The sequence below is a fragment of the Anaerorhabdus sp. genome, assembly GCF_036657415.1.
In the GTDB taxonomy this organism is placed as follows: Bacteria; Bacillota_I; Bacilli_A; order Erysipelotrichales; family Erysipelotrichaceae; genus Anaerorhabdus.
In genome coordinates, this window is sequence record NZ_JAVXGL010000005.1 from 7,030 (window position 1) to 30,529 (window position 23,500).

At 32.0% G+C, this 23,500-nt stretch carries 21 protein-coding genes, 1 tRNA gene and 2 other annotated features; of the genes, 5 read left to right on the forward strand and 17 right to left on the reverse strand.

What is annotated here, in order from left to right:
• The 10 genes from RSB60_RS01410 to RSB60_RS01455 form a co-directional block, all read right to left on the reverse strand.
• Positions 1 to 158 (reverse strand): helix-turn-helix transcriptional regulator (locus tag RSB60_RS01410; protein WP_332614166.1); only part of this gene is annotated, 158 nt, incomplete at its 3' end.
• A gap of 119 nt (positions 159 to 277) precedes the next feature.
• Positions 278 to 1,918, reverse strand: a complete 1,641-nt coding sequence (gene argS / locus RSB60_RS01415) for an arginine--tRNA ligase (protein ID WP_323380767.1) — start codon at positions 1,916 to 1,918, stop codon at positions 278 to 280.
• Between the two features lie 61 nt (positions 1,919 to 1,979).
• Positions 1,980 to 2,056: transfer RNA gene (locus RSB60_RS01420), tRNA-Arg, on the reverse strand.
• An 85-nt stretch (positions 2,057 to 2,141) separates the two neighbouring features.
• Positions 2,142 to 2,349 (reverse strand) — a binding site (T-box leader).
• A gap of 43 nt (positions 2,350 to 2,392) precedes the next feature.
• Positions 2,393 to 3,382: an adenosine deaminase gene (gene add, locus RSB60_RS01425; RefSeq protein WP_332614115.1), complete on the reverse strand. Its 990-nt coding sequence runs from the start codon at positions 3,380 to 3,382 to the stop codon at positions 2,393 to 2,395.
• Between the two features lie 22 nt (positions 3,383 to 3,404).
• Entirely contained in the window at positions 3,405 to 4,136 is a 732-nt protein-coding gene (locus RSB60_RS01430) for a hypothetical protein (protein WP_323380769.1), read from the reverse strand.
• Positions 4,137 to 4,193: 57 nt separating this feature from the next.
• Positions 4,194 to 5,423, reverse strand: a complete 1,230-nt coding sequence (locus tag RSB60_RS01435) for an MFS transporter (protein ID WP_332475925.1) — start codon at positions 5,421 to 5,423, stop codon at positions 4,194 to 4,196.
• Positions 5,416 to 6,792, reverse strand: coding sequence for a bifunctional metallophosphatase/5'-nucleotidase (locus tag RSB60_RS01440; RefSeq protein WP_332614118.1), 1,377 nt, complete (start codon positions 6,790 to 6,792; stop codon positions 5,416 to 5,418). The genes RSB60_RS01435 and RSB60_RS01440 overlap by 8 nt, the downstream gene beginning before the upstream one ends.
• A 181-nt stretch (positions 6,793 to 6,973) precedes the next feature.
• Positions 6,974 to 7,759 carry an ABC transporter ATP-binding protein gene (locus RSB60_RS01445; protein ID WP_332614120.1) on the reverse strand — a complete coding sequence of 262 codons (786 nt, stop codon included), beginning with the start codon at positions 7,757 to 7,759 and terminating at the stop codon, positions 6,974 to 6,976.
• Complete coding sequence (locus RSB60_RS01450) at positions 7,759 to 8,637, reverse strand: ABC transporter permease (RefSeq protein ID WP_323380773.1); 879 nt, start codon at positions 8,635 to 8,637, stop codon at positions 7,759 to 7,761. The genes RSB60_RS01445 and RSB60_RS01450 overlap by 1 nt, the downstream gene beginning before the upstream one ends.
• 9 nt (positions 8,638 to 8,646) lie before the next feature.
• Positions 8,647 to 9,639 (reverse strand): ABC transporter substrate-binding protein, encoded by a 993-nt coding sequence (locus RSB60_RS01455; RefSeq protein ID WP_332614122.1) that lies wholly within the window; start codon positions 9,637 to 9,639, stop codon positions 8,647 to 8,649.
• 66 nt (positions 9,640 to 9,705) lie between these two features.
• Positions 9,706 to 9,943 (reverse strand) — a binding site (T-box leader).
• Between the two features lie 103 nt (positions 9,944 to 10,046).
• On the opposite strand from RSB60_RS01455, the gene mscL reads away from it, so the two are divergent.
• Positions 10,047 to 10,421, forward strand: coding sequence for a large conductance mechanosensitive channel protein MscL (gene mscL / locus RSB60_RS01460; RefSeq protein ID WP_323380775.1), 375 nt, complete (start codon positions 10,047 to 10,049; stop codon positions 10,419 to 10,421).
• 134 nt (positions 10,422 to 10,555) lie between these two features.
• Here the strand turns inward: mscL and RSB60_RS01465 are convergent, their stop codons facing one another.
• Complete coding sequence (locus RSB60_RS01465; RefSeq protein WP_332614125.1) at positions 10,556 to 11,866, reverse strand: MFS transporter; 1,311 nt, start codon at positions 11,864 to 11,866, stop codon at positions 10,556 to 10,558.
• Between the two features lie 122 nt (positions 11,867 to 11,988).
• Between RSB60_RS01465 and RSB60_RS01470 the strand changes: the two genes are divergently transcribed.
• The 3 genes from RSB60_RS01470 (at position 11,989) to RSB60_RS01480 (ending at position 15,048) form a co-directional block, all read left to right on the forward strand.
• Complete coding sequence (locus RSB60_RS01470; RefSeq protein ID WP_332614127.1) at positions 11,989 to 12,927, forward strand: zinc dependent phospholipase C family protein; 939 nt, start codon at positions 11,989 to 11,991, stop codon at positions 12,925 to 12,927.
• Positions 12,928 to 13,015: 88 nt separating this feature from the next.
• On the forward strand, positions 13,016 to 13,963 hold the full coding sequence (locus RSB60_RS01475; RefSeq protein WP_332614129.1) for an alpha/beta hydrolase: 948 nt from the start codon (positions 13,016 to 13,018) through the stop codon (positions 13,961 to 13,963).
• A gap of 17 nt (positions 13,964 to 13,980) precedes the next feature.
• Complete coding sequence (locus RSB60_RS01480) at positions 13,981 to 15,048, forward strand: C45 family peptidase (RefSeq protein WP_332614131.1); 1,068 nt, start codon at positions 13,981 to 13,983, stop codon at positions 15,046 to 15,048.
• A 40-nt stretch (positions 15,049 to 15,088) separates the two neighbouring features.
• Here the strand turns inward: RSB60_RS01480 and RSB60_RS01485 are convergent, their stop codons facing one another.
• Positions 15,089 to 17,383 (reverse strand): alpha/beta hydrolase, encoded by a 2,295-nt coding sequence (locus RSB60_RS01485; RefSeq protein WP_332614133.1) that lies wholly within the window; start codon positions 17,381 to 17,383, stop codon positions 15,089 to 15,091.
• Between the two features lie 91 nt (positions 17,384 to 17,474).
• Between RSB60_RS01485 and RSB60_RS01490 the strand changes: the two genes are divergently transcribed.
• Positions 17,475 to 18,230 (forward strand): alpha/beta hydrolase, encoded by a 756-nt coding sequence (locus tag RSB60_RS01490; RefSeq protein ID WP_332614135.1) that lies wholly within the window; start codon positions 17,475 to 17,477, stop codon positions 18,228 to 18,230.
• A 96-nt stretch (positions 18,231 to 18,326) separates the two neighbouring features.
• Here the strand turns inward: RSB60_RS01490 and RSB60_RS01495 are convergent, their stop codons facing one another.
• The 5 genes from RSB60_RS01495 to RSB60_RS01515 form a co-directional block, all read right to left on the reverse strand.
• Entirely contained in the window at positions 18,327 to 18,461 is a 135-nt protein-coding gene (locus tag RSB60_RS01495; protein WP_323380782.1) for a hypothetical protein, read from the reverse strand.
• 63 nt (positions 18,462 to 18,524) lie between these two features.
• Entirely contained in the window at positions 18,525 to 18,947 is a 423-nt protein-coding gene (locus RSB60_RS01500; protein WP_323380783.1) for a GNAT family N-acetyltransferase, read from the reverse strand.
• The gene (locus tag RSB60_RS01505; protein ID WP_332614137.1) at positions 18,916 to 19,326 is read right to left on the reverse strand and encodes a pyrimidine dimer DNA glycosylase/endonuclease V; all 411 of its coding nucleotides are present in this window, start codon (positions 19,324 to 19,326) and stop codon (positions 18,916 to 18,918) included. The genes RSB60_RS01500 and RSB60_RS01505 overlap by 32 nt, the downstream gene beginning before the upstream one ends.
• Positions 19,327 to 19,398: 72 nt before the next feature.
• Complete coding sequence (locus RSB60_RS01510; protein WP_332475917.1) at positions 19,399 to 21,879, reverse strand: histidine kinase N-terminal 7TM domain-containing diguanylate cyclase/phosphohydrolase; 2,481 nt, start codon at positions 21,877 to 21,879, stop codon at positions 19,399 to 19,401.
• A complete protein-coding gene (locus tag RSB60_RS01515) occupies positions 21,864 to 23,498 on the reverse strand; it encodes a GH3 family domain-containing protein (protein ID WP_323380786.1) in 1,635 nt (544 codons plus the stop codon). Before RSB60_RS01515 ends, RSB60_RS01510 begins: the two co-directional genes overlap by 16 nt.
• Between the last annotated feature and the right edge of the window lie 2 nt (positions 23,499 to 23,500).

Below are 23,500 nucleotides of genomic sequence, written 5' to 3' on the forward strand. Positions count from 1 at the left end.
CCAAAATACTTAGCTATCTTATATGCCAGTTGCAATGATGCTACATATTTTTCAACCTCGATTGAGGTTATCGTCTGTCTTGTTGTTCCTACTGCCAGCGCAAGTTCCTCTTGTGATAGTTTTCGTTCTTTTCTCAATTCTTTGATTCTTGTTTTCATGTTTCACCTTCTTGCATAGTCAACTTTGCATTTTAAGTATAGTTTACTTTGCATATTTTTGTCAAGTATACTTTGCAAAATAAAAGTGATATAGCCTAAACTATATCACTTTTCACTTATTACATTTTTTCTGGAGCACTAATTCCAATTAAGTCTAGAGCGTTTGCTAACGTTTGCTTTGTTGCTAACAATAAACCTAAACGTTGATTTGTAAGTTCTGGATTTGCTTCATCAATAATCTTATGAGCTCCATAGAAACTGTGGAAATATCCAGCAAGTTTTTGAACATAATTACAAATTTTATTTGGTGAACGAGTAGCTGCTGCATCGGCAACAACACTTGTAAACTCAGCAATATATTTCAATAAATCAACTTCTTTTTCACTTACTAATAAATCATATGTTTCTTCTTGTTTGAATTTAGGTGCTTGACGTAAAATTGAACAAATACGAGCATGAGCATATTGTGCATAATATACTGGATTTTCGTTAGTTTTTTTACGAGCTAATCCTAAATCGAAATCTAAATGCGTATCTACAGCACGACTTACAAAGAAATAACGAGCTGCATCAACACCAATATCATCACAAAGTTCACGAATTGTAATCGCATTACCTGTACGTTTACTCATCTTAACTTCTTGACCTTCATCCACTAAACGAACCATTTGAATAATATCAACTTCTAAATCTTTAGGACCATATCCCATTGCTTGGATTGCTGCAATCATTCGAGGAATATAACCATGGTGATCAGCACCCCATAGGTTAACTAATTTTTTATATCCACGATTGAATTTATCCATGTGATTTGCGATATCTGGAGTAAGATAAGTAAGCGTTCCATCACTCTTACGAAGTACACGGTCTTTGTCATCTCCCCATTTTGTTGATTTAAACCACAATGCACCATCTTCTTCAAATGTAAGTCCCATTTCTTCCATCTTTACAATACATTCATCAACGCTGCCGTTGTCATATAAAGATTGTTCAGAAATCCATGAATCGAATTCACATCCATAGTATTGAAGATCCTTTTTGATTTTTTCTAATTCTTTCTCGCGGCCTCTTTCTTTGAAGAATTCAATACGTCCTTCTTCTTTATTTAGCCATACATCGCCTAGCTCTTCTGCAAGTTCTTTACCAATTTGAGCTACGTCTGGTCCTTGATATCCATCTTCAGGAATATCTACTTTTACACCAAAAGCTTCAGCATAACGTGCATAAACTGATTTACCTAAGTTAATCATTTGTGCACCAGCATCATTAATATAGTATTCACGTAAGCAGTTGTAACCACTCTTATTTAGCAAACGGCAAATACAATCACCCCAAGCAGCCCCACGAGCATGCCCTAAATGTAAATCACCCGTTGGGTTAGCACTAACATATTCCACAAGAATAGCTAGATTGTCCCCACTTGTATTTTCACCATATTTATCACCCTTATCAATAACAACATTGATAATATCTGCAAGAAGAGTTTTCTTCATCCAAAAATTGATAAAACCAGGTCCAGCGATTTCGATTTTGTCAGCGTCTTTAACTGTTTCTTTAAGTTCCGCAACTACCTCTTGAGCAATCATGACAGGTGCTTTTTTTGCAATTTTAGCCAATCGCATTGCAACATTTGTTGAATAGTCTCCATTTGTGTTGTCCTTTGGAATTTCAATCATTACAAGTGAATCATCTTCAACTTGATATAATTTCTTTATAGCTTCCTTAATTGCCTGTGTTAGGTTTTGTTCAATCTTGTTCATACTAATCTCCTCTTCAATAAAATAATAAAACTGATACAAAAAGTATCAGTTTGTTTGTAAATGGCGCGCCCAGTAGGAATCGAACCCGCAACCTTTTGATCCGTAGTCAAACGCTCTATCCAGTTGAGCTATGGGCGCATTGTCTTTGCCTATTCATCTTAACAAACAAACTTTATCTTTTCAATACTTTTCGGTTATATTTAAAAAAAACGCCTCTTATAAAATAAGAGACGATGTTAACCGCGGTACCACTCAAATTGTTAAACAATATTTGTTTAACCTCTCTCCTTTAATGCAGGATTTACATTATCCTTACTATCATACGGATAAATCTCCAAAGCTCGTTTCATCCATTTCTTACTACTCAATTTCACCAACATGAGCTCTCTATAAGTCTTCCATGAACTACTACTCTTTTTCTTCGACACTGATAGCATATCTCAAAGACAAGGTTGTTGTCAACCCATTCCAGCACTAAAATAGCTTACAAAACCGTAGATTTATTACAACATCACATGCAGCAGCATGAAGCGAATTTAAGTTGAAATCAATTAATTCTTGACGTGTAATCCCAAACCCATTCATCAATAATTCATATTCATGATCAAGCGTTGTATTTGAAAACATCATGTTGTCTGTATTAATTGTAATCATTACCCCTGCATCTTTTAACTTTTTAATGGGATGCTGCTTTAAATTGAAAACAAAACAATCAATATTACTTGAGATACAAACTTCTATTGGAGTTTTTGTATCAATCAATTCTTGAACAACATCCAAATTTTCTATACTTCTAACCCCATGACCTATTCTTAGAGCACCAAATTTCAATGCTAAATGAACATTATTAGAATCGCCAGCTTCACCAGCATGAATTATAAATGGAATGTTTTTTTCTCTTGCCCGAATAAAGAATTTTTCAAAATCCAACATATTCTTTCCTTCTGCACCCGCAATATCTAACAAAACAACACCACGATGTAAATACTTCTCTACTAAGTCAATTGTCTCCCAATTTTGTTTTTCATTAAGGGTTACATCTCCAAAATTCATCATGCAACAAATTAATTCAATATGAATTTTGCAACTATCTTTTTTATTCTTTATTGCTTGTAACAAGGCCTTCAATGCATCTTCTTGTGATAGTCCTTGTTTTGTATGATGTTGTGGTGCAAAGCGAATTTCACAATACACTAAACCTTGTTTATCCAAATTTTCTATTAATGCTTCCATACATTTTATAATTGCTTCTTCATCTTGAAGAATAGCAATTGGAAAATCAAATCGCTCTAAATATTCTACTAAGCTTTTACAATTTTTTGTTTCTTTTAAATAAAGACGGTATCCTTCTAAGGAACCGCCTGGTATTTCAATATTTCGTGAACTTGCTAAATCACATAAAACCTCTGGTGGAATACTACCATCAAAATGACAATGTAAATCGATCTTTGGAATATCTACCATAAATTTTTCTCCCTATAATTATTTATTTTTTCTTCTTTATTAAAATAAACGGTGTTAATTCATCACTTTGTCCTGCAGGGTTATCTTTGATAATTTGAAGAAAAACATCATCACTCACAGGCAATTTACTCGATTTACCTAAAATCTCTCTTGATAAATCATTGGCATCAACAATAACTGCAATCACTCCTGTTTTGTCAAACATTTCTTCACATACACCATTTGGATTCTTTGGATTAAGAATTGCTGTGACTTTATAAATATCAAAAGATGAACGAGAATAGAATCCATCAATACCAGCTACACCATTCCCTACGATTTTATAGAAGACACCATGTTTACCAAATAATTTTCCTACAGCAGAACAAGCTGACGCATATAATATTTTAGGTAAACCTACAATATTAATCGCAAGTTGTAGTTTATATGGTTCATCCATACCAATACCTGCACTTGAACGCATTGCAAACTTACTTAAAAATTTTGCCCAAAATCCAAGCTTTACATCGGCCATATCAACACAATTATTTTGGCACATAGAAATAACTTTTTCACTAATTGATAAAAAGTCACCTTCTTCATAAAGTGGTTTTACATATTTCACTATATTATCGATATATGACTCACCGCGTGCAATAAAATGTGTATGGATAGCTAAACGTTCATACTGTTCACCATTCACTTCTACATCATCACGTTTGTAATAAGTAATATCTCCAACAACATGTTTTCTTTCTTCTTGGTTTCTATTCATTCTTTCATCTCCAAATTCTATAGTATCATTTTACCATTATCCATTTTAACATCAACCTTATTTTGTATCAGTATATAGTAGTGGATATGTTTTTCTATCAAATTTTAATTGCATAGCTGCTAAGGTAATACATAATATACCTGCAATTGTTACAAAACACCATACAATTGGCATTGGATATGTATCAGCTAAAAACCCTACTCCTTTTTGCATGAAAGCTTGGAAAATCGAGGCGAACAACATACTTAAACTTCCAATACGACCACGATGACTTGCTGGTATTCTTCTTGTAAGATAAGGTGATTTCCCTAGTGTATTAAATATCTCTCCTAATGTAAATATGATGATTGAAACAAAATACAATGGAATCATGCCTTGAATAAAAATATACATAGCTAATCCTGTTACAATAAGTATTTCACCAATTACAATTTTTGAAACATCACGAACTTTGGGAAAATACTTGGTAATTAATGGTGTTCCAATAATTACAATACAAGCATTAACACTTGTTATAAGCCCAAAGATTATCGCACCTTTAGCACCATACAATCTTTCTAAATTCAAGGGCATCAAAAAGTTAAACTGTGAATATACTAATCCTGATAAAGCTGCATACAATAAGTAAACAATTATCATTTTTCTTTCTTTCAATACTTTAAATATCGAATCATGCGTAGCACTTTCTTCATATGATCCAACAGTTACTTCTTCATTAATCTTTTTAATATCTTTTATGAAAATATAGATCAATATTGTACTTGATAATGTTGAAATAGCATTAACAATAAATGCAATATTCAAGTAATTTTCAAAAAGAAATCCACCAATTGTAGGTGCAAGTACAAGCCCAATATTCGCACCTAAGTAGTTTAAACTATATGCTTTTTCACGGTCCGCTGATGTACTTAAATCAGCAACTAATGCATCGTAACAAGGCCATTCAATTGACGCAAATAATCCTGCTGTAAAAAACAATACAACGAATACAAATGACACTTCAATGAAACCCAAAATGAAATAACAAGTTACTGTTACTAAATCACAGAAAATAATAATATTTCGTTTATTAAAATGATCTGCAAGTTTTCCCCCTAATAATGTAAATGGTATTTGCACAAATGTCATCACCAACATGATTGTTGCGACTTGTCCTGCTGAATACCCTAGTTTGTTAGTAAGAATCAATGTCAACATCGGCCATATCAAAGCACCCATGTTCGTTACTATCCTACCAAAGAAAAGAACATACATTTCTCTTCTTAATCCCTTATAATGACTAAACATTTCTTTTTTTCCTTTTCTTATTTATTTGTTCAAAATATTTTTTATCTTTTAAATTTTTCCCCACACAATCTCTTATAAATCCTTTAAAGAATTTTGCATCTTCATCAGGTGTTGCAAGCGTTGGATAACATGTTCCTCTTTGCAAATAATCATCCATCATTACAACATAATCATATGAATCATTTAATACCTTACCATCAATTAAAATTTCTTTTTCATTTATTTCAACATTATGACTAACGCTTAGAGTTCCTAATACTGTTCCTCTAAATCCTGGGCCTTTTCCACTTTGATGAATATAATCATAATCCATTGATAGTTTTATGGCCTCACGTACTTGTTTTCCTTTAATAACAACACGTGTTGGATTCAATTTTGATGGTGAGCATTCAATTAAATCCATTAATGATATATTTCCTTGTAATGAGTGATTCATAATACCATGAAATGCCATTGCAAAATCACAGTCGGATTCCTCATATAAGCAATCACATATATAGTTCATTAAAGTGCATTCCTTAAATGGGTCATAATCTAGATTACAATTGTAAATGAGTGGCTTACTCAATTCATTCAAGGCATCTTTTCTACAATCTTCTATTAGTTTTAGAAAATCTTTATCCTTTTCAAAATCATTAGCAATTAAACTATAGTTGAATGAACTAATTTTCTTATCTACTATTTCAAAATCTAGACACCCAATATAATTAGCATACTCACCACATTGAATAATCATTGTGTCTTCTATAAATACTGGTTCTTTTAGCAAAGTATGAGAATGTCCACCGATAATCAACCCAACTTTAGGTAATTGTTTTGCAATGACCTCATCTATTACAAATCCTGAATGACTCAGCAATATACAAAAATCATAATTATTTTCATTCTTTTCTATTTCTTTTTTTATACAGTCGAACGGATCCATTGTTTTTAAACCATCTAATTCAAGAAATAAATTATATCCATTAGGTGTCATATCCTTTTTAAAGTAAGGAGAAATTCCAATAATCAAAAATCGAATATTATTTTTTGTAATCAATAAACTACTTGTAAGATGTTCAATATCTGATTCATCAATTTTCTTTAGATTACATGATAGTAAATTAGAATTATATCCTATTTTCTTAAGTGCCTCATAACCTAAATCAGCTTCATTATTTCCAACACAAAATGCATCGCATGAAAGCCCGTTGAGTAACTTACTTCCAGCAAGTCCATTTGTACCCACAATACTTATATCCTTTAGGTCGCAAAAATCACCCGCATCTATGTATAAATCATCCGCTGTTTTATGCATTTGAAAATAAGTAGCCAAGCTAGCACATTTTTCAAATTCACTATGGATGTCATTTGTATGATATATCTTCATTTCTACCACCTCTTTGTAGATTATACACTACATGTCTAGTCATGAAAATATGACATCTAAATTACATCACAAGAAAATTGATTTGTAGCACAAATCATTCAAAGAACCTTTATAAGATTTCCAAACTCCTATAAGATGAAAAAAGTTAATATCTCTATTAACTTTCAAAATGCATTATTAATTACAATATTTGTGAATCAGAAAGTACACCATGTATTTTCTCATAATATTTTAAAACATCTTCCTTTGTCATCTTTGAACGTTCTTCACCTTCAAGAATTCCTAGTATTCTTCCTTCATTCATAATCAATGTTTTATTACCATACTTTAATGCATGGTCAATATTGTGCGTTATCATTAATGTCGTTATTTGATGTTCTTTGATGATATCATCTGTAATCTTCATAATATTCTCAGCTGTTTTAGGATCGAGTGCGGCAGTATGCTCATCAAGTAGTAAACAATGCGGTGGAATCATCGTAGCCATCAATAATGTCAATGCTTGACGTTGTCCCCCCGATAGTAAGCCTACTTCAGCTTTCATTCTATTTTCTAGTCCTAGATTTAACTTCTTACATTGACTTGCGAAATATGCTCTTTCTTCCTTACTGATTGAGAAACGTAATTTACGCTTTGAACCACGTCCATAAGCTAATAAACAATTCTCTTCAATTGTCATATGTGGAGCAGTTCCTTTTAATGGATCTTGTGATAATCGCCCAATTAACTCTGCTCTTTTATATTCTTTATCTTTTGTAACATCTTTATTATCAATAATTACATGACCACTTTCAATTTCAATGTTTCCACAAATAACATTAAGAAGTGTAGATTTTCCTGCACCATTTGATCCAATAACGGTTACAAAATCACCATCATTAATTCTTAAATCAATATCTTTTAAAGCATGATTTTCATTCACTGTGCTTTTATTAAAAATCACATTACAATTTTTGATTTCGATCATTATGATTTCCTCCTAAACTTAATTTGCGGAAGTACCATTGCGATAATTACAATTGAAGCAGAGAATAGTTTTAAATCACTTGCAGGTAATCCTAATACAAAAGCATATGAAATTAATAAACGATATAAGATAGCACCTAACACCACTGCAATACAATAATGTAGCATGCCTCTTCGCTTACCAAAAACTGTTTCCCCAATAATGATGCTTGCACAACATAATACAAGTGTACCTACACCTGCACCATGTGCGGCGGTTTGATTATATTGTGCATATAATCCCCCACCCAGTGCTACTACAGCATTAGTAATAGCAAATCCTAAAATTTTCATACGATCTGTATTTATAGAAGAACTGCGTACCATAGCTTCATTATCTCCAGTAGCACGTAATGCTAATCCTGTTAATGTCTTGAAGAATAATACGTAAATCACAATAACAACAACGACAAAGAAAAGTAATACTAATAGTTTCCCTAAATCTACACCCATGAATATGAATTTATTTAAGAATGGTGTAAATATTGTTGCTTTATCATAAAAGAAGATACTTGGTTGATCATTCATTATTTTAAGATTGATTGAATAGAGTGCTGTCATTGTTAAGATACCAGCTAGAATTTCTTGTATTTTAAATTTTGTATGGAGAATACCCGTAACAGCTCCTGCCAATGCTCCACCAATCATACCCACTAGAATCCCTAACAATGGTTGACCTTGTAATGAAAATATTGCACTAAATGCAAGTCCTGTTACAAAACTTCCATCCACAGTTAAATCTGGTAAATTTAAAATGCGAAATGCCATAAATAATCCTAGCGAACATATTCCAAAAATACATCCTATTTCTATGGCCCCTACAATTAAGCTAAATGTCATATCTTCACCCTACTTTACTAAATTAAGTTTTTGATTTTCTTTTATTGATGTTGGTAACTCAATTCCTAATGCATTCATAGTATCTTCGTTTATTGTTATATATAAATCATCTTTAAAAACATATACAGGAATATCTGAAATTGATTTTCCTTCTAATACTTCTACAACCATTTGAGCTGTTTTCTTACCTAATTCTACATAGTCAATTCCAATAGTTGCGAATCCACCATCCATTACCATTGAATCTGCTCCTGTATATACAGGTACTTTTGCATCTTTTGCAAGATTTGCAAGAATTGGCATAGCCTCTGCTACAGTATTATCATTAGGTACAAAGATAACATCAACTTTTGGAAGTAGTGCACTTGTTGCAGTTTGTAAATCAACAGATGTTGAAATCGACGTAGCTTCAATCTTTAGTCCTTTTTCTTCACAAACTTGTTTTAGTTTTTCGTAATTTGTAACTGAATTAACTTCTGATGGGTTATATATAAATCCTACTGTTTTAATTTCTGGAGTAATTGTTAATGCTAAATTGATAATTTCATCAATTTGTACCATATCACTTGTTCCAGTAATATTTCCTTCAGGTTTTTCTAAATCTTTTACTACTCCAGCTGCAATTGGATCAGTTACAGCAGCAAATACTACTGGTGTATTTTTTGTTAATGCCATAGCACCTTGCGCAACTGGTGTTGTAATTGTTACAACAACATCTTGTTTATTTGCTTCAAAGTATTGAACAATTGAAGGAATATTAGACATTTCATTTTGTGCATTTTTGAAATCAATAACCACTTTATCTTTGTATCCTAAATTTTCTAATTCAGCAACAAAGCTATCATAAATCATGTTAAGTGAAGTATGTTCAGTCAATTGAATTACTCCTACTTTTTTTGTTCCTTCGCTTGAAGGAGTTTGGTTTGACACTGTTGGTTGACTTGAGCAACCTACTAGTAATAAACACACTGCAACTACTAGACCTTTTAAACATTTTTTCATTTTTTCTCCTCTTTCTTTGCGTTTGATCAAGTGAAGGACCCGTATAAACAAAAAACGCCCATCCTCATAAAGGACAAGCGTTAAACCTGCGGTACCACCTTTGTTAGTAAATAAATTTACTCTCTTAATCAAAATGCAATCACATTTTTCGTCTTGTAACGGAGACAACCGTCTAAAGATACTCGAAATCTTTCACTTAGCCCTCATGAGTCCATTTGTCAAATCGTCATCTCTATCAGGATTCCACCATCCCTGACTCTCTTTAAGCGACTAACTCGTTTTATCTCTCAATCACTGGTTTAATGAGAATATACTCTTATTTCGGTAAGATGTCAATAGTCCAATTACTTTGTTGATTTGAAATTACTATTCTCACACTTTATAATAACAAAGAGAGGTATATAATTATGAAAAACTTTTTTAATGAATTCAAAGAATTTGCCATGCGCGGTAATGTTGTTGATATGGCAGTTGGTGTTATGATTGGAGCAGCTTTTAAATCAATCATTGACTCCTTTATTAATGATATTATTTCACCAGTGATAGGTTTATTTATGAGTGATTCACTTAATGCACTAAGCATCACTATCGGTTCTATTACTATTAATTATGGTTCATTTATTACCGCTGTTATGAATTTTGTTATTATGGCATTCATTTTATTTGTTGTAATCAAAGTTATGAATAAAATGAAAAAACAACCGCAACAAATAGAAGTAGTTTCAGAACCTAGTGATGAAATTAAATTATTAACAGAAATACGTGATGCCTTAAAAAAATAAATTATTAGTATAGTACTTATATCATCTTAATCAATACTATTTTTATGAAAATAAAAAACACATTTTTTGTATGTTACATACAAGCTTAATGTGTTTTTTTAATTGAAGTTTTTCTACTACTTAGTTTTTGTTTTCTACTCTTTGTCGAGTTTAGATACTTTATTTAGGAAGAAGTATCCAACGATAAAGAGTATGACTAAAGCCAAAATTCCATATTTACTTTGACCAAATGTTGCAGCACATACTGTGATTATAAGTGGTCCTAAAAAATCAGCGAATTTTCCAAAAATATCAAAAAATCCAAAGTATTCATTTGATTCTTTCTTAGGAACAATTTTTCCAAAATATGCACGAGATAATGCTTGAATACCACCTTGTGCTATACCCACAGCTACGCATAATACCCAAAATTCATAAGTTTGATCAAGTTGGAAACCATAAATACAAATGAAGATATAAACTATGATATAGGCCTTTAAAATATCAATTGTTTTGAATTTCTTAGCTAAATATCCAGACAAAATTGCAAATGGGAACGCTACTATTTGGGTAACCAAAAGAGCAATAATCATATCATTTGTGCCTATACCTACCTCTGCGCCGTACGTTGTTGCCATCGAGATGATTGTATAAACACCATCAATATAGCAAAAATAAGCAATGATGTAATACAACATTTTTTTATCACTAGCAATCTTTTTCAAAGTTTCACCAATACGTACAAATGATTCTTTGATTTGATGATTATGATTATCTAAATAATGAACTTGCTTTACATTCTTCAATAATGGTATTGAACAAAGTGCCCACCAAATTGCAGTTATTAAAAATGATATTTGTGTTGCAGAACCGATTGTTAATCCAAAAGGTAATGCCAAAATCAAATAAATTCCAATAACAAAAGGAATACAACTTCCAATATATCCCCATGCATATCCAAACGATGAAATAGCATCCATACGATCATCCGTTGAAACATCTACTAACATTGAATCATAGAAAATATTACAACTTGAATAGCCAATACGTGCAATAATGATTAGTCCAAGGTAGCCTAACCAGTTTTGTGTAACACCTAACATCAAGCATGCGAATACACCGATGATTAAACAAACCGTGAATAATTTCTTTTTCATTCCCTTGTAGTCCGCAATTGCGCCTATCATCGGTGCACTTAATGCCACGATTAATACTGCAATTGTTGTGGTTAATCCAAATAAACTTGTTTTCAAAGCTTCAAACGCTTGTAAATCTCCAGCCAATGCCGCTGTTGCATTCCCGCTAAATAGAAATTGCACTATCCATGAATTACATACAGCCTCAATACCTGCACTGTCAACTAACCCTCTAAAGAAAACTGGGATTGTTGCTGTTAGGATTAATGTAAATGCACTATTCGCAACATCATACAAAATCCAACTCTTCTCCGTTTTCGATAACTTCATGTAGAACCCCCTTAGTTATTAGATATATTCTAACATAGTTATTAAAAATGAAAGTTAAATTATTGTGAAATGTAGGTGATAAACTCGAATATTTGATATAATTAATTCATGGAGGTAGATTTATGCCTAGTTTAATAACACATGAATTATTTGGTAAAGAGGTTTGTCGAGCACTGCCACAAAAACTTTCTACCATTATACAAGCTAATATAGAGGAGTTCTCAATTGGGACAAGCGGTCCTGATTTATTTTTTTATTATAATGCCTGGCCTTGGTTGGATCAAGATGAAGCAAAAAAAATTGCAAAGATTGGAAATGAAATTCATAGTCATCATATTCATGAGTTTTTTAAAGATGTATTTGAAACTGTAAAAGATCATCAATCCCAAGAGAAAATTAGTTACGTAGCCGGCTTATTATGCCATTGGGCATTGGATAAAGAAGCACATCCTTATATTTTCAATCAAACTGAATCAGATAAAGGAGGAGATTCATCCCTTTATCATCGCCGTTTTGAATCCCACTTAGATTACCTAATGCTTCAATTGATTCGTGGCCAATCCGGGAAAGATTACCCTGGTTACAAATTATTAAAATATGATTCAGATACTGTGAAAGCTATTTATGAAATCTACTCTGAACCTGTTAAACATGTTTATGGTTATACTATTGATTCAAAATGTATAGAAACATGCTTAAAACATTTCTATAATATCCAAAAAGTATTATTCGACCCTCATGGCTATCGTAAGAAATTTCTTTATCAAGTTGAATCAAAAGTACTACATAAACCCTATATATTTACTTCAATGATTATGCCTATGGATATCGACAAACTAGATATTCTCAATCAAGAAAAGCGTAATTGGCATCATCCTTGTACAAATAAACCGAGCAACAAGTCCTTTGTAGAACTATTTAATCAAGCTATTCTATTAGGGCAAGAAGTATGTGCAGAATTCTTTAATTATCTTAAAGGAGATACAGAACTCGACACTTTATTAGCCATCATTAACAATCAATCCTTTGAAACTGGGCTATCTGTTCTCAGCCCGATGTAATATTACGATTGTATTTACGAACGCTAACTTTATTGACTTTCTTTATCGTAAACATTATAATTTTATCTTGAGTTAATCAGGAGGTTATATGTTTAAGAAGAGAAAGTTTTTTATTGTACTACTATCTATCATCTTATTTTCGATATTATGTATGATAGGCTTTGCAGGCAATTATCTCGTGGATTATGCCCTCGCAGTAGATGAACATGGTAACTTAGGTTCCATGAGTGAGGAATACACAGGCAAGCAAGATACAGTAGCGCAAAGTGAATATGATGTTTGGTATCCAACAATTGCAGCTGAAGAATGGACCATTACAAATAAAGATGGGTTAAAGCTTTGGGCAGAAGTTTATCCAACAAAAATGGAAAGTGATATCGTTATTCTTGCAATTCACGGTTATACTGTTGACCATCGTGACATAGCTCCTGCGATTAAACCATTTGTAGAAGAAGGATATACTGTTATTACCCCTGATCAACGTGGTCGCGGCAATAGTGAAGGTAATTATCTAGGAATGGGATATTTAGAAAAAGATGATGTTATCGATTGGATTAATGAGATTAATCTCAAATATCCTAATTCAAAAATCTTTCTTTATGGAGAGTCTATGGGAGCAGCTACAATTATGCAGGCAGCCGGACAACAGTTACCTAGTAATGTTCTAGCAATCATTGAAGACTGTGGATACACATCAACTTATGAAATGTTTGAAAATCAATTAAAAGAACGTTTTGGATTACCCGCATTCCCTTTCTTACCCGCTGCTGAAATTATTGGTCAATTTAGAGCAGGCTATAATTTTTCAAACGCTAGTCCAATAAAAGCCTTAAAATCCGCAACACTTCCTATTTTATTCATTCATGGAGGAAGTGATGATTATGTACCTACATGGATGGGCCAAGAACTTTATGATAGCTATACTGGCGAAAAAGAATTATTAATTATTCCTGGTGCTGATCATGGGGAAAGCGCTGATGTAAACCCAGAATTATACTATAAAACAGTATTTAATTTCATAGATAATTATCGCTAGATAATAAGGAGACGAATATGAATAAAATTTTGAAAAGAGTATTAATTACCTTCGTTGCTGCTTTACTTGTACTAGGTATTGGATTCTATGCATTATTTAACAAGGAAATTTCTACAATTAATTCCATAAAAAAAATTGATGATTATGGTTTTTATGAAATCAATGTAACTTCTGATTATGGTTTAGATGGTTTAGTTGAAAGTGGTGGTGCCAAAAATGATGGTGAACTAGTTCAATATGTTGTTAAAACACTTATGAAAGGTTTGCCTGTGAACATCACAATACCTGATTTTGGATGTAGTACCTTCCAAGCAAAGACTCCAGAAGGCGATTGGATTTTTGGCAGAAATTACGATTTAGATCCAATTCCAGGAATGATTGTACGAACAAAACCTAAAAATGGATATCAATCGATTGCAATTGCTAATATTAGTGTTCTTGGGTATACACTTGAAAAAGGTCCAGATTCATTCTTTAGTGGTTTAACTTCGCTTGCTGCTCCTTATGTAATGATGGACGGAATGAATGAAAAAGGTCTTAGCATTGGGGTTCTATTAATTAAAGATACACCTACTGATCAAAATACAGAGAAAGTTGATTTGACTACTACTTCTGCAATGCGTTTAGTTTTGGATAAAGCTGCAAATGTAGATGAAGCAATTACAATTTTTGAAAACTTAGACATGCATGCTTCAGCTAATGCATCATATCACTTCCAAATTGCTGATGCAGAAGGTAACAGTGCTGTTATTGAATATATTGATAATAAAATCAATGTTATTCGTAAAAATGAAGGTGAAATTCAAGCACTTACTAACTTCCTTATTAGTGAAGAAAAATATAATTTTGGTAAAGGCCAAGATCGTTATGAAATTTTAATTGATACATTAACAGAAAAAAATGAAACATTAACCGAAGTTGAAGCTATGTCTCTTCTTGAAGCAGTAAGTCAAAATAAAGTAAGTGAAGATGGTGAAATTACTGCAACTCAATGGTCTGTTGTTTATAACAATACAAAGAAAACATTAGATGTTGTTGTTGCAGGTAAATTTGATAAAGTATATTCATATTCATTATTTGATTAAATATAAAAGTTCATTCTCCTAATGGAAAATGAACTTTTTTTTATTTGCAATGGCCCTTTATAAAATTAGCTACTTCTATCGCTAAATCTTCCCCTTGAGGGTAGTTACCTACTGAATCAATAAAACCATGTGTCATTCCTTTGTAGAATAACGTCTTTGTTTCGATTCCCAATTCATGTAGCTTTGCAGCATAAGCTAAACACTCAATTCTTAAAAAATCATACTCACCTACCGCTAATAAAGTTGGTGGTAAATCTTTTCTCTCCATTAGATATGGAGATAGATAAATTTGATTTGGATTACAATCAAGTGCTTTAATCATAAATTCATTAATGCCCTTTTTAAATGAATAGAGCGAAGACTTAATATCTTTTTCATGTACTTTATCATCAACACTATAATTATCAACTTCCCAAATAATATGGCTGTCATCAATTTCTGCTAGATTAACCGTTGGATAAAACAACATTTGCCCTTTAAGTGGAATTAATTGATCCTCTAATGATTTTGTTGTACAGTATTGTGCTAGGTTACCACCTGCACTATCTCCCGAAACAAAGATTTTTTGTTTGTCACCACCATATTCATCGACATGATTATAAATCCACTTTAAACCACTGTAGCAATCTTCATGGCCTTTTGGATATGGAAATTCTGGAGCTAAGCGATAATCAATAGAAAATGCAATTACATTTGCTTTTTCAACAACGAGCTTTACAAATTGTTCAACTACATTAGGAGAACCTGCAAAGAATGCCCCACCATGTATAAAATAATATACTGGTAACTTTTTATTATTTACTGGTGGATAGTAAATCTTCATTGGAATATCATTCATATCTATGCCTTTAATAAAAATCTCTTCTACTTCAATTGCTTGAGATGCAATTTGCATACTCTTCACTTCATTAAATCCTTTTCTAATTTCATCAATGGTTTTTTCTGATATATTTAGATGCATAAAGAATTCAACAGCAAGATTAATCATAATATCTTGTGCTTTTAATTCACCACTAAGACGTTTCTGTATCTTTTCGATATACTTGTTATCAGGAATAGGTTTAACTACAACCATGTTTCCATCAACAAAATCTACATAGCTTGTCTCATTCATAATGGTTAAAAGATTTTTACTATATTTTCGTTTTTCTTGGTTTTCTTCACTAACTTTCAAAAGTGCTTCTTTTTGTTCTTTTGAAAGAATCTTTCTTTCTTGCTTAGGAATACGATGGGCATATTTCAAAATGAATTGTCCAACTTCTATTGCAATATCTTCACTTTGTGGAAAATATCCTAGATAATCTCCAAATCCATGTCCCATCCCTTTATAAAGGATCGTTTCTACAGGTACTCCACTGTTATATAACTTTGATGCATATGCTAGTGTTTCAACCCTTAAATAATCAAATTCACCTACACTAAAGAGTGTTGGCGGTAATTCATGACCATCATAAAGATATGGTGTTAAATAATGATTTTTAGTGTCGGTTTGAAGAACACCATTCATGATATCAACCCCACCATTTTTTATCATTTGAATCGAGAGTTGAATTGCATCTTTTTGTTTATCACTTATCTCATATTTACCAATATCCCAAGTTACATTTTCATCTTCAACAAGAGCTAAGTTTAACGTTGGATATAACAAACATTGTCCTTTAATTCTATACTTCTTTTCTTCGATATCTTTGACTGTGCAATAGTGTGCTAGATTTCCACCCGCACTATCTCCTGATACAAAAATATAATCTACATCACCTTGATAGTAATCGGCATGATCACTTACCCATTTAAAGCCTTCATAACAATCCTCATAACATTTTGGATACGGATTCACAGGAGCTAAACGATAATCAACTGAAAATATTAAAATATCAAATTCACTTGCAATATAACGTAAAAACTCGTCACAAACATCCAAGGTACCCGCAAAGAATCCGCCCCCATGAATGTAGTACAAAATAGGTGCTTTATCTACCTTATTTAATGGATGATAAATACGCAATGGCAGTATGTTGTTATCTTTACCACGTATTGATATTTGATCCACCCGGATAGCTTCATTTGTCATTTTCTTACTTTTCTTCAAATCGAATGCTTTCTTCAAGACATCGATTGTTTGTTTTTGTGGTCCAAGTTTTAAAAATTTATCTGGTACCCATTTAGTAAGAGCTGCAAGCGATTTTATTTTCTTATAAAACCTTGGATCTAAAATCCCAGGTTCGCTAGTTTCTGGAATTGGCTTTACAATGACTGGAGCATTCATAATTGACTCCTGACTTATGAATTGATTCATTTTTTGTATTGCTTCTTTTGTGTAATCAATCTTGTCCATTCAGTTCACCTCATTCATATTATACATTTAAATCATACAAATTGTATTTTAACACAATCACTTTATAATTATAGTAAAGAGAGGATACTTTATGAAAAAGAAAATGACAACTAAAAAGAAGATTCTAATTGTAGTCTTCGCAGTTATCATCGCCTTATTTGGTTATGGGGTATATTATTTAACAACATATTTACCTGCTAATGATTTTGCAAAGTCAGCATTAGTGTCTAGCGAAAAAGTTCATGTAACTGAAACAAAAGATACAATTGTTTTTACTCCAACAGATGCAACACCTACCACAGCTTTAATATATTACCCTGGTGGAAAAGTAGAACCATCCAGCTTCGCATTCGCTTCTGCCGAAATTTCAAGTCAAGGATATTTAGTAATTATCCAAAAAATGCCATTCAATTTAGCAATACTTGGTGTTAATAAAGCTGATAAAATTATAGAGACATATCCCAATATTGAAAATTGGTATATATCTGGTTTCTCATTAGGTGGTACAGCAGCATGCATGTACGCAAAAAAACATGTCGATCAATTTGATGGATTAATTTTATATGCTAGTTATACTACAAGTGAATTTAGTTTAAATGATACTTCACTTGATGTATTGAGCATTAGTGGAACAAATGATGGTTTAGCAACGCCTAACAAAATTAAGAGTGAGGCTAAATATTTACCAGATTCAACTCAATTCATGTTTATTGAAGGAGCAAATCATACTCAAATGGCTCTATATAACAATGCAAAACCACAAGATGGAGATAATCCTGCTACAATTACAGATATTCAACAGCAACAAAATATCATTGATGCAACATTAAAATTTATGAAAAAATAGTTAACTTGATTAAAAAATAAAGTAAAACGGACATTTGATTCAATTATCAACAACGTCCGTTTTTTTTAATTTAAGAAAGTAACTAAAATCTTTTATCTATGGTTTTCTAATGTTCTTAAAAACCACATAAAGAATTGCGCCGAAAATAAATATCCAAAATATCCCCCAAAATATTTCTTGATTGCTTTTATCTATAAATTTAACTTGAATAATTTTTGTTATTGCCTCCATACTCTGCTCTCCTTAGTTAGTCCTTAAGTATGACTAAAAAAGAGGCAAAACTATGACAACTTTTTATCTAACAAGACAAAGTTGCATCCCTGTTCCTGTATTTTCTTCTTGAATATCAATAAAACCGAGTTTCTCATAGAAACCTTTTTTGTTTGCTGCAGCAACAATATTTATAGTACAACGAGGATAATCATTAGCTTTCATATTCTCTCTTACCTTTTCAATAAGATGATTAACAACAAATTTTCCCAAACCTCGGTTTTGATAATCAGAGTGTACAATCACATCAACGATTGATAAATAAAATGCACCATCACCAACAATCCTGCCAGTTGCGACAGTTTTATTATCTTCTACTATTTCCAATGCATAAAACGTATTATCTAAAGATACTTGTAGTTGTTTAATATCTAATCTCATCCAACCAACACTCGCTCTTATATCATTCAATACATTAACTGTTAATTTGTTTTCCACTAAATTCATTTTCTATTTTTTCCCATTCCTCTTTATTAATTCCACCACAATCGTATTTTTCTTGAAGATTGCTGTAACATTGTATCAAGTATCTATCATTCATTTTATTCTTAAATAATTGTGAGTATGGAATTTTTCTTAGCTTATTATTTTCAAAATATGTAGTATATCTTTTCAAAGCCTTTGCTGACAATTTATATCCTCTATTTTCCATCTCAGTTATCACCATATTGCTGTAAGTGTAGAGATGACTAGGTGAATATTCATAAATGAAATTTATCAAGATATGCTTATCTTCTTTCGCATATATCGAGCATAATTCACGCCACTGTGCTAATAATTGTTGACGCGGCAAAACATGTATTAAATCTTTATGCCATAGTCTCATTTTATCACCTCATTCATACTACATAGAATAGAGTATTCCATAGGAAAAGAAAAGAAGAAAGCTCTGCTTTCTTCAATTTCTCATCATGTTCACAAATAACTTCGCAAGTTCTGGATCAAATTGTGTTCCAGCACCTTTCTCAATTTCCATTAATGCTACTTCTTTTGGTAATGGATCACGATAACTTCTCTTTGTCGTCATTGCATCATATGAATCCGCAATACACAAGCATCGAGCAGCAATCGGAATTTCTTCTTTCTTAATACGTCTTGGGTATCCTTTTCCATCCCATCGTTCATGATGTCCAAGTACTGCAGGGATAACATATTTAAGCGATGGTAAATGGCGAATAATTGAGATTGAATTCTCAACATGTTTTTTCATGACTTCATATTCTTCATCTGTCAATGAAGAAACTTTGTTTAGAATATCTTCTGGAATACCTATTTTACCAATATCATGCAAGAGTCCTGCCTCTTTAATTAATTCAATATGTTCTTCACTTAATCCTTTTTCTTTCGCAAGTTTTACTGCATATTCAGAAACATTTGCAGAGTGATTACATGTATAACTATCTTTAACGTCAATAGCCGCAGTTAATGCATAGACAGTTGAAGCATATTGGGCATAGACTTGCCCTCTAACACGTGGTTCTTTACTTTCCGTATTTTCAGTATCTGAGGTATATGTAACAATTTGATTTTTTCCATTCTGCTTGGCTTTAAAAACTGCCATTTCAGTATGATCGATTAACTCTTTTATATTTCCTGAAGCTGTCGGATAGGTACAAATACCAACACTGACAGTCAATGTTTTTTCCCATTGATCTTTTGTAGAATCAAAGCCTTTGCTAATTTGATTAGAAATTAACTTTGCTTTTTCTTTTGCAGTTTTTAAATCAGTATTTGGTAATAGAAGCGCAAATTCTTTCGCACTATAGCGTGAACAAATTGCTCCTTTTTTACATATTGATTTAAGTATATCAGCAACTCCTCTTAATGTTGCATCTCCCTCTAATCGTCCATATAATTCGTTATAGAGTGAAAAATCATCAAGATTAAATAGTATCAATGATAAGCTATCTTCTTTGTTTAACTCAAATATTTCTTCCATTTTACTGAAGAAAAATTCACGATTTAAAATACCAGTAAGATGATCTAGGCTAGCTTTTTGGTAAATTAATTCATATAAATGTGCATTTTTAATTGCAACTGCACTAATTGAGGCAACAAAATCCAAAAACATCAATGTATCTTGTGAATACTGTACGCTACTTTGATTACCTCCTAAGGCAACAATTCCAATAAGTTCATCACTTGAATAAACTGGAACTAAGCATTCAATCCCAAATTTATCAATTTGAATTTTTTCTTGTTCCCAAAGCGATTTATACCAAACACTATGTTTAAAATCTTTAATAAGTACCGAGTTTTTCTTAACTTGAAGCCATCGAATAATAGGGCTATCTTTATCAATAAGAATATGTTTGTTATCCAAAATATTAGTACTATACAAACAGTCAAAGTTTCCTTCCTCATCATTACTTAAGAAAAGATATACTTTTTCTGATTCGGTATTTTGTTGAACAACTTGAATTAATAGATTTGCGATATCAACTAAACTAATCGTCTTTGTGATTTGCGAACTATATTCTTTTAATGAATTAGTTTGTTGCTTTTCTTTTCTAGAAAAAAGAGCATTCATACTTGATTTACATGTTCGAAATACAATTACTGTTATAAGTGCTAACAATCCCACAATAATCAATGTTGTGTAATTGCTCAATTGAGGATAAAGTTGTTTAATCAATTTCTCTGCAGGATCTACAAAATTAATTCCAATGATAAACACTAATACTGTTGTAAGAAAATATGTAGTTCCTCTTGTAATTGCAAATGTGAAATTAAATAATCTGCGTTTGTAAAGAATATAGAATAAACAATAGGCATTCACAATCCCCGATAATGTATCAATTGGAAATTTTCCAATTGCAGGTATTGAAGATAACGTAGTTCCAAGTGTCAATGAAGCAACACCAACAATAATTGGTGCATAATCTTTAATATTATGTTCTTTGTTTTTGATAGAAACGTATATTAGCTTGAATATTGCAGCTGCCACCCAAAAAACGAGGATTACTGGAATAACTAACGTCCATCTTCCAACAAATATAAATTCAGGATTTCCTAACGATGAATATTGAACTTCAATCGATTCAAATAATCCATTGCTGAAATTCAAAATTAAAATTAAAATCGTGATAAAAAAGAAAATAGATTTCTTTGCATAGCCTTTATATCCGACAAAATCACTAATGAAAACGTAATATAGGGAAGGTATCGCAAACATTCCTCCAATAGAAATATTGCACCAAAACTGCACACCTGGCCACATCATACTACGCATTAAGTACGATCCACCTGTCCACAAAATAAAGCAAAGAAGCATTGTCATGAATACTCCTACTGTACGATTTTTTCTAACATCAATTAATGTTACAAACATAATCATATAGAAGAATAAGGCAAATGCCGGTATTACAATCGTTGGCATTCTTCCACCTCCCTCACTTTAGATGATAATGATAACAAATCATTTATTTGGTATGTCTTTGCATTCATTTTCTGAATCGAGTTTTGATATCGCTCTTTATATTTCGCAAAAGTATCACATTGAACAATAGTTACCTTCAATGGATCAATACCTAACATTTTCTCTAAGTCATCATAATCTGTATCAAAATATGCAAAATATGCGCGAAGATGATTTTTCAGAAGAATAAGATTGCTCGCTTCATCCTCCAAAGTTGATTTTTTCAACTCTATTATCAAGTGCATATATGGTCGTAAAGATGAGTCATATTCTTTTAAAGCTACCCAATCAACAATTGATAATTTACTTAAATCAATTACATCTTGGATAGATTTTTCACTAATTCGAGTAAAACCTGCAATATCGATGATTGTTGGAATACGATCAACATATTCAAATCGTGGTAACAAAATATGATTCTCTTTGTCTTCTTTTGCCACACAGCGATAACAATCACCTGTTAAATAACGAGCAAATGCTCCTCCCTTAAATACCGTAATTACAAGTTCATACATTTCATCTTGTACTAACTCATTCAGTAAATACGTTTTAGGTTGGTATGATGAATCATTTAAACGCTTCATCATTTCGCTTTCTGGTACAAACTCATAAAAACAAGAGTCTGGGAAAAAATACATTCCATTCTTAGCCCAACTTTCTGATGCTATACATGTTGGTTCTGTTCCAGCAAATATCTCTAAAGGTCTAACTCCCCATAAATTTTCAAGCTTGTCTTTATAGTATCTACTATCTGTACCAGCACAAATAAGTGCTTTCATTTTAAATAAATCTTTAGGTTGTAGTGAACGATGTTCCTTTTTTGATACATATTTTGCTTTTGCAAAGCGCGTTAACATTCCTACGTTAGTGCCAAGCAGTGTTTTCAATCCACCACTTGATTTCTTACTTGATGCATCTTCTAATGCCATTGATATATAGTAAGCCACTGCACTAAGCGCAAAGAAAACATCTAAACCTTGTTGCATCCCCATTTTAAAACCCAAAACATTTCTCTCTTTAAAAGAAAGTTTTTGAGCAACTTTTACTGGTGGCAAAACATCTAAATTAATTTCATCTTCAAGTAATAATGGTAATAATCCAGTTGCATATGGTAATGATGCAACACCATAAAGTGCTTTATCATGTTCCTTAACTGAAAAATCATTTCTACCGCGACTGCTCGCAAGCATTAAACATGCAATTGTATTATTTCTAAACGTATCTAACATAGCTTTACTGTAAGGAGCTGTTTTTACAGGATGTCTTCCACCTTCCCAAGTAGTTTCAATCCATGTTATTACATCTGCAGGTAAAGCTCTTTCACGATGAGTTAGTAAAATATCTGCGTAGTCTTCATACGTAGTCAAAGGAACGAATTTTCTAAATTCATTTATACTATTAATTTGTCTTTCATTAAATAAACGTGAACCTAGTTCACAATTATTTAATAAGCCGATTTGTTCCATCAGCAATCTTTCTTGGATTTCCATCATACTATCTATGTCTAAATCTAGAAATCCACAATACTCTTTCCATAAAGATTTGTAATCTTTTTGTTTCACCCTTTGATCAAATCTCATCG

What these genes read in the sequence shown, in the direction of transcription:
- RSB60_RS01505 (WP_332614137.1), bottom strand. Translation starts at nt 19,326, where the DNA reads ATGAGACTATGGCATAAAGATTTAATACATGTTTTGCCGCGTCAACAA.
- RSB60_RS01455 (WP_332614122.1), bottom strand. Translation starts at nt 9,639, where the DNA reads ATGAAAAAATGTTTAAAAGGTCTAGTAGTTGCAGTGTGTTTATTACTA.
- RSB60_RS01465 (WP_332614125.1), bottom strand. Translation starts at nt 11,866, where the DNA reads ATGAAGTTATCGAAAACGGAGAAGAGTTGGATTTTGTATGATGTTGCG.
- RSB60_RS01450 (WP_323380773.1), bottom strand. Translation starts at nt 8,637, where the DNA reads ATGACATTTAGCTTAATTGTAGGGGCCATAGAAATAGGATGTATTTTT.
- RSB60_RS01510 (WP_332475917.1), bottom strand. Translation starts at nt 21,879, where the DNA reads ATGCCAACGATTGTAATACCGGCATTTGCCTTATTCTTCTATATGATT.
- RSB60_RS01500 (WP_323380783.1), bottom strand. Translation starts at nt 18,947, where the DNA reads ATGAATTTAGTGGAAAACAAATTAACAGTTAATGTATTGAATGATATA.
- RSB60_RS01430 (WP_323380769.1), bottom strand. Translation starts at nt 4,136, where the DNA reads ATGAATAGAAACCAAGAAGAAAGAAAACATGTTGTTGGAGATATTACT.
- argS (WP_323380767.1), bottom strand. Translation starts at nt 1,918, where the DNA reads ATGAACAAGATTGAACAAAACCTAACACAGGCAATTAAGGAAGCTATA.
- RSB60_RS01470 (WP_332614127.1), top strand. Translation starts at nt 11,989, where the DNA reads ATGCCTAGTTTAATAACACATGAATTATTTGGTAAAGAGGTTTGTCGA.
- RSB60_RS01485 (WP_332614133.1), bottom strand. Translation starts at nt 17,383, where the DNA reads ATGGACAAGATTGATTACACAAAAGAAGCAATACAAAAAATGAATCAA.
- mscL (WP_323380775.1), top strand. Translation starts at nt 10,047, where the DNA reads ATGAAAAACTTTTTTAATGAATTCAAAGAATTTGCCATGCGCGGTAAT.
- RSB60_RS01435 (WP_332475925.1), bottom strand. Translation starts at nt 5,423, where the DNA reads ATGTTTAGTCATTATAAGGGATTAAGAAGAGAAATGTATGTTCTTTTC.
- RSB60_RS01475 (WP_332614129.1), top strand. Translation starts at nt 13,016, where the DNA reads ATGTTTAAGAAGAGAAAGTTTTTTATTGTACTACTATCTATCATCTTA.
- RSB60_RS01515 (WP_323380786.1), bottom strand. Translation starts at nt 23,498, where the DNA reads ATGAGATTTGATCAAAGGGTGAAACAAAAAGATTACAAATCTTTATGG.
- RSB60_RS01445 (WP_332614120.1), bottom strand. Translation starts at nt 7,759, where the DNA reads ATGATCGAAATCAAAAATTGTAATGTGATTTTTAATAAAAGCACAGTG.
- RSB60_RS01495 (WP_323380782.1), bottom strand. Translation starts at nt 18,461, where the DNA reads ATGGAGGCAATAACAAAAATTATTCAAGTTAAATTTATAGATAAAAGC.
- RSB60_RS01490 (WP_332614135.1), top strand. Translation starts at nt 17,475, where the DNA reads ATGAAAAAGAAAATGACAACTAAAAAGAAGATTCTAATTGTAGTCTTC.
- add (WP_332614115.1), bottom strand. Translation starts at nt 3,382, where the DNA reads ATGGTAGATATTCCAAAGATCGATTTACATTGTCATTTTGATGGTAGT.
- RSB60_RS01480 (WP_332614131.1), top strand. Translation starts at nt 13,981, where the DNA reads ATGAATAAAATTTTGAAAAGAGTATTAATTACCTTCGTTGCTGCTTTA.
- RSB60_RS01440 (WP_332614118.1), bottom strand. Translation starts at nt 6,792, where the DNA reads ATGAAGATATATCATACAAATGACATCCATAGTGAATTTGAAAAATGT.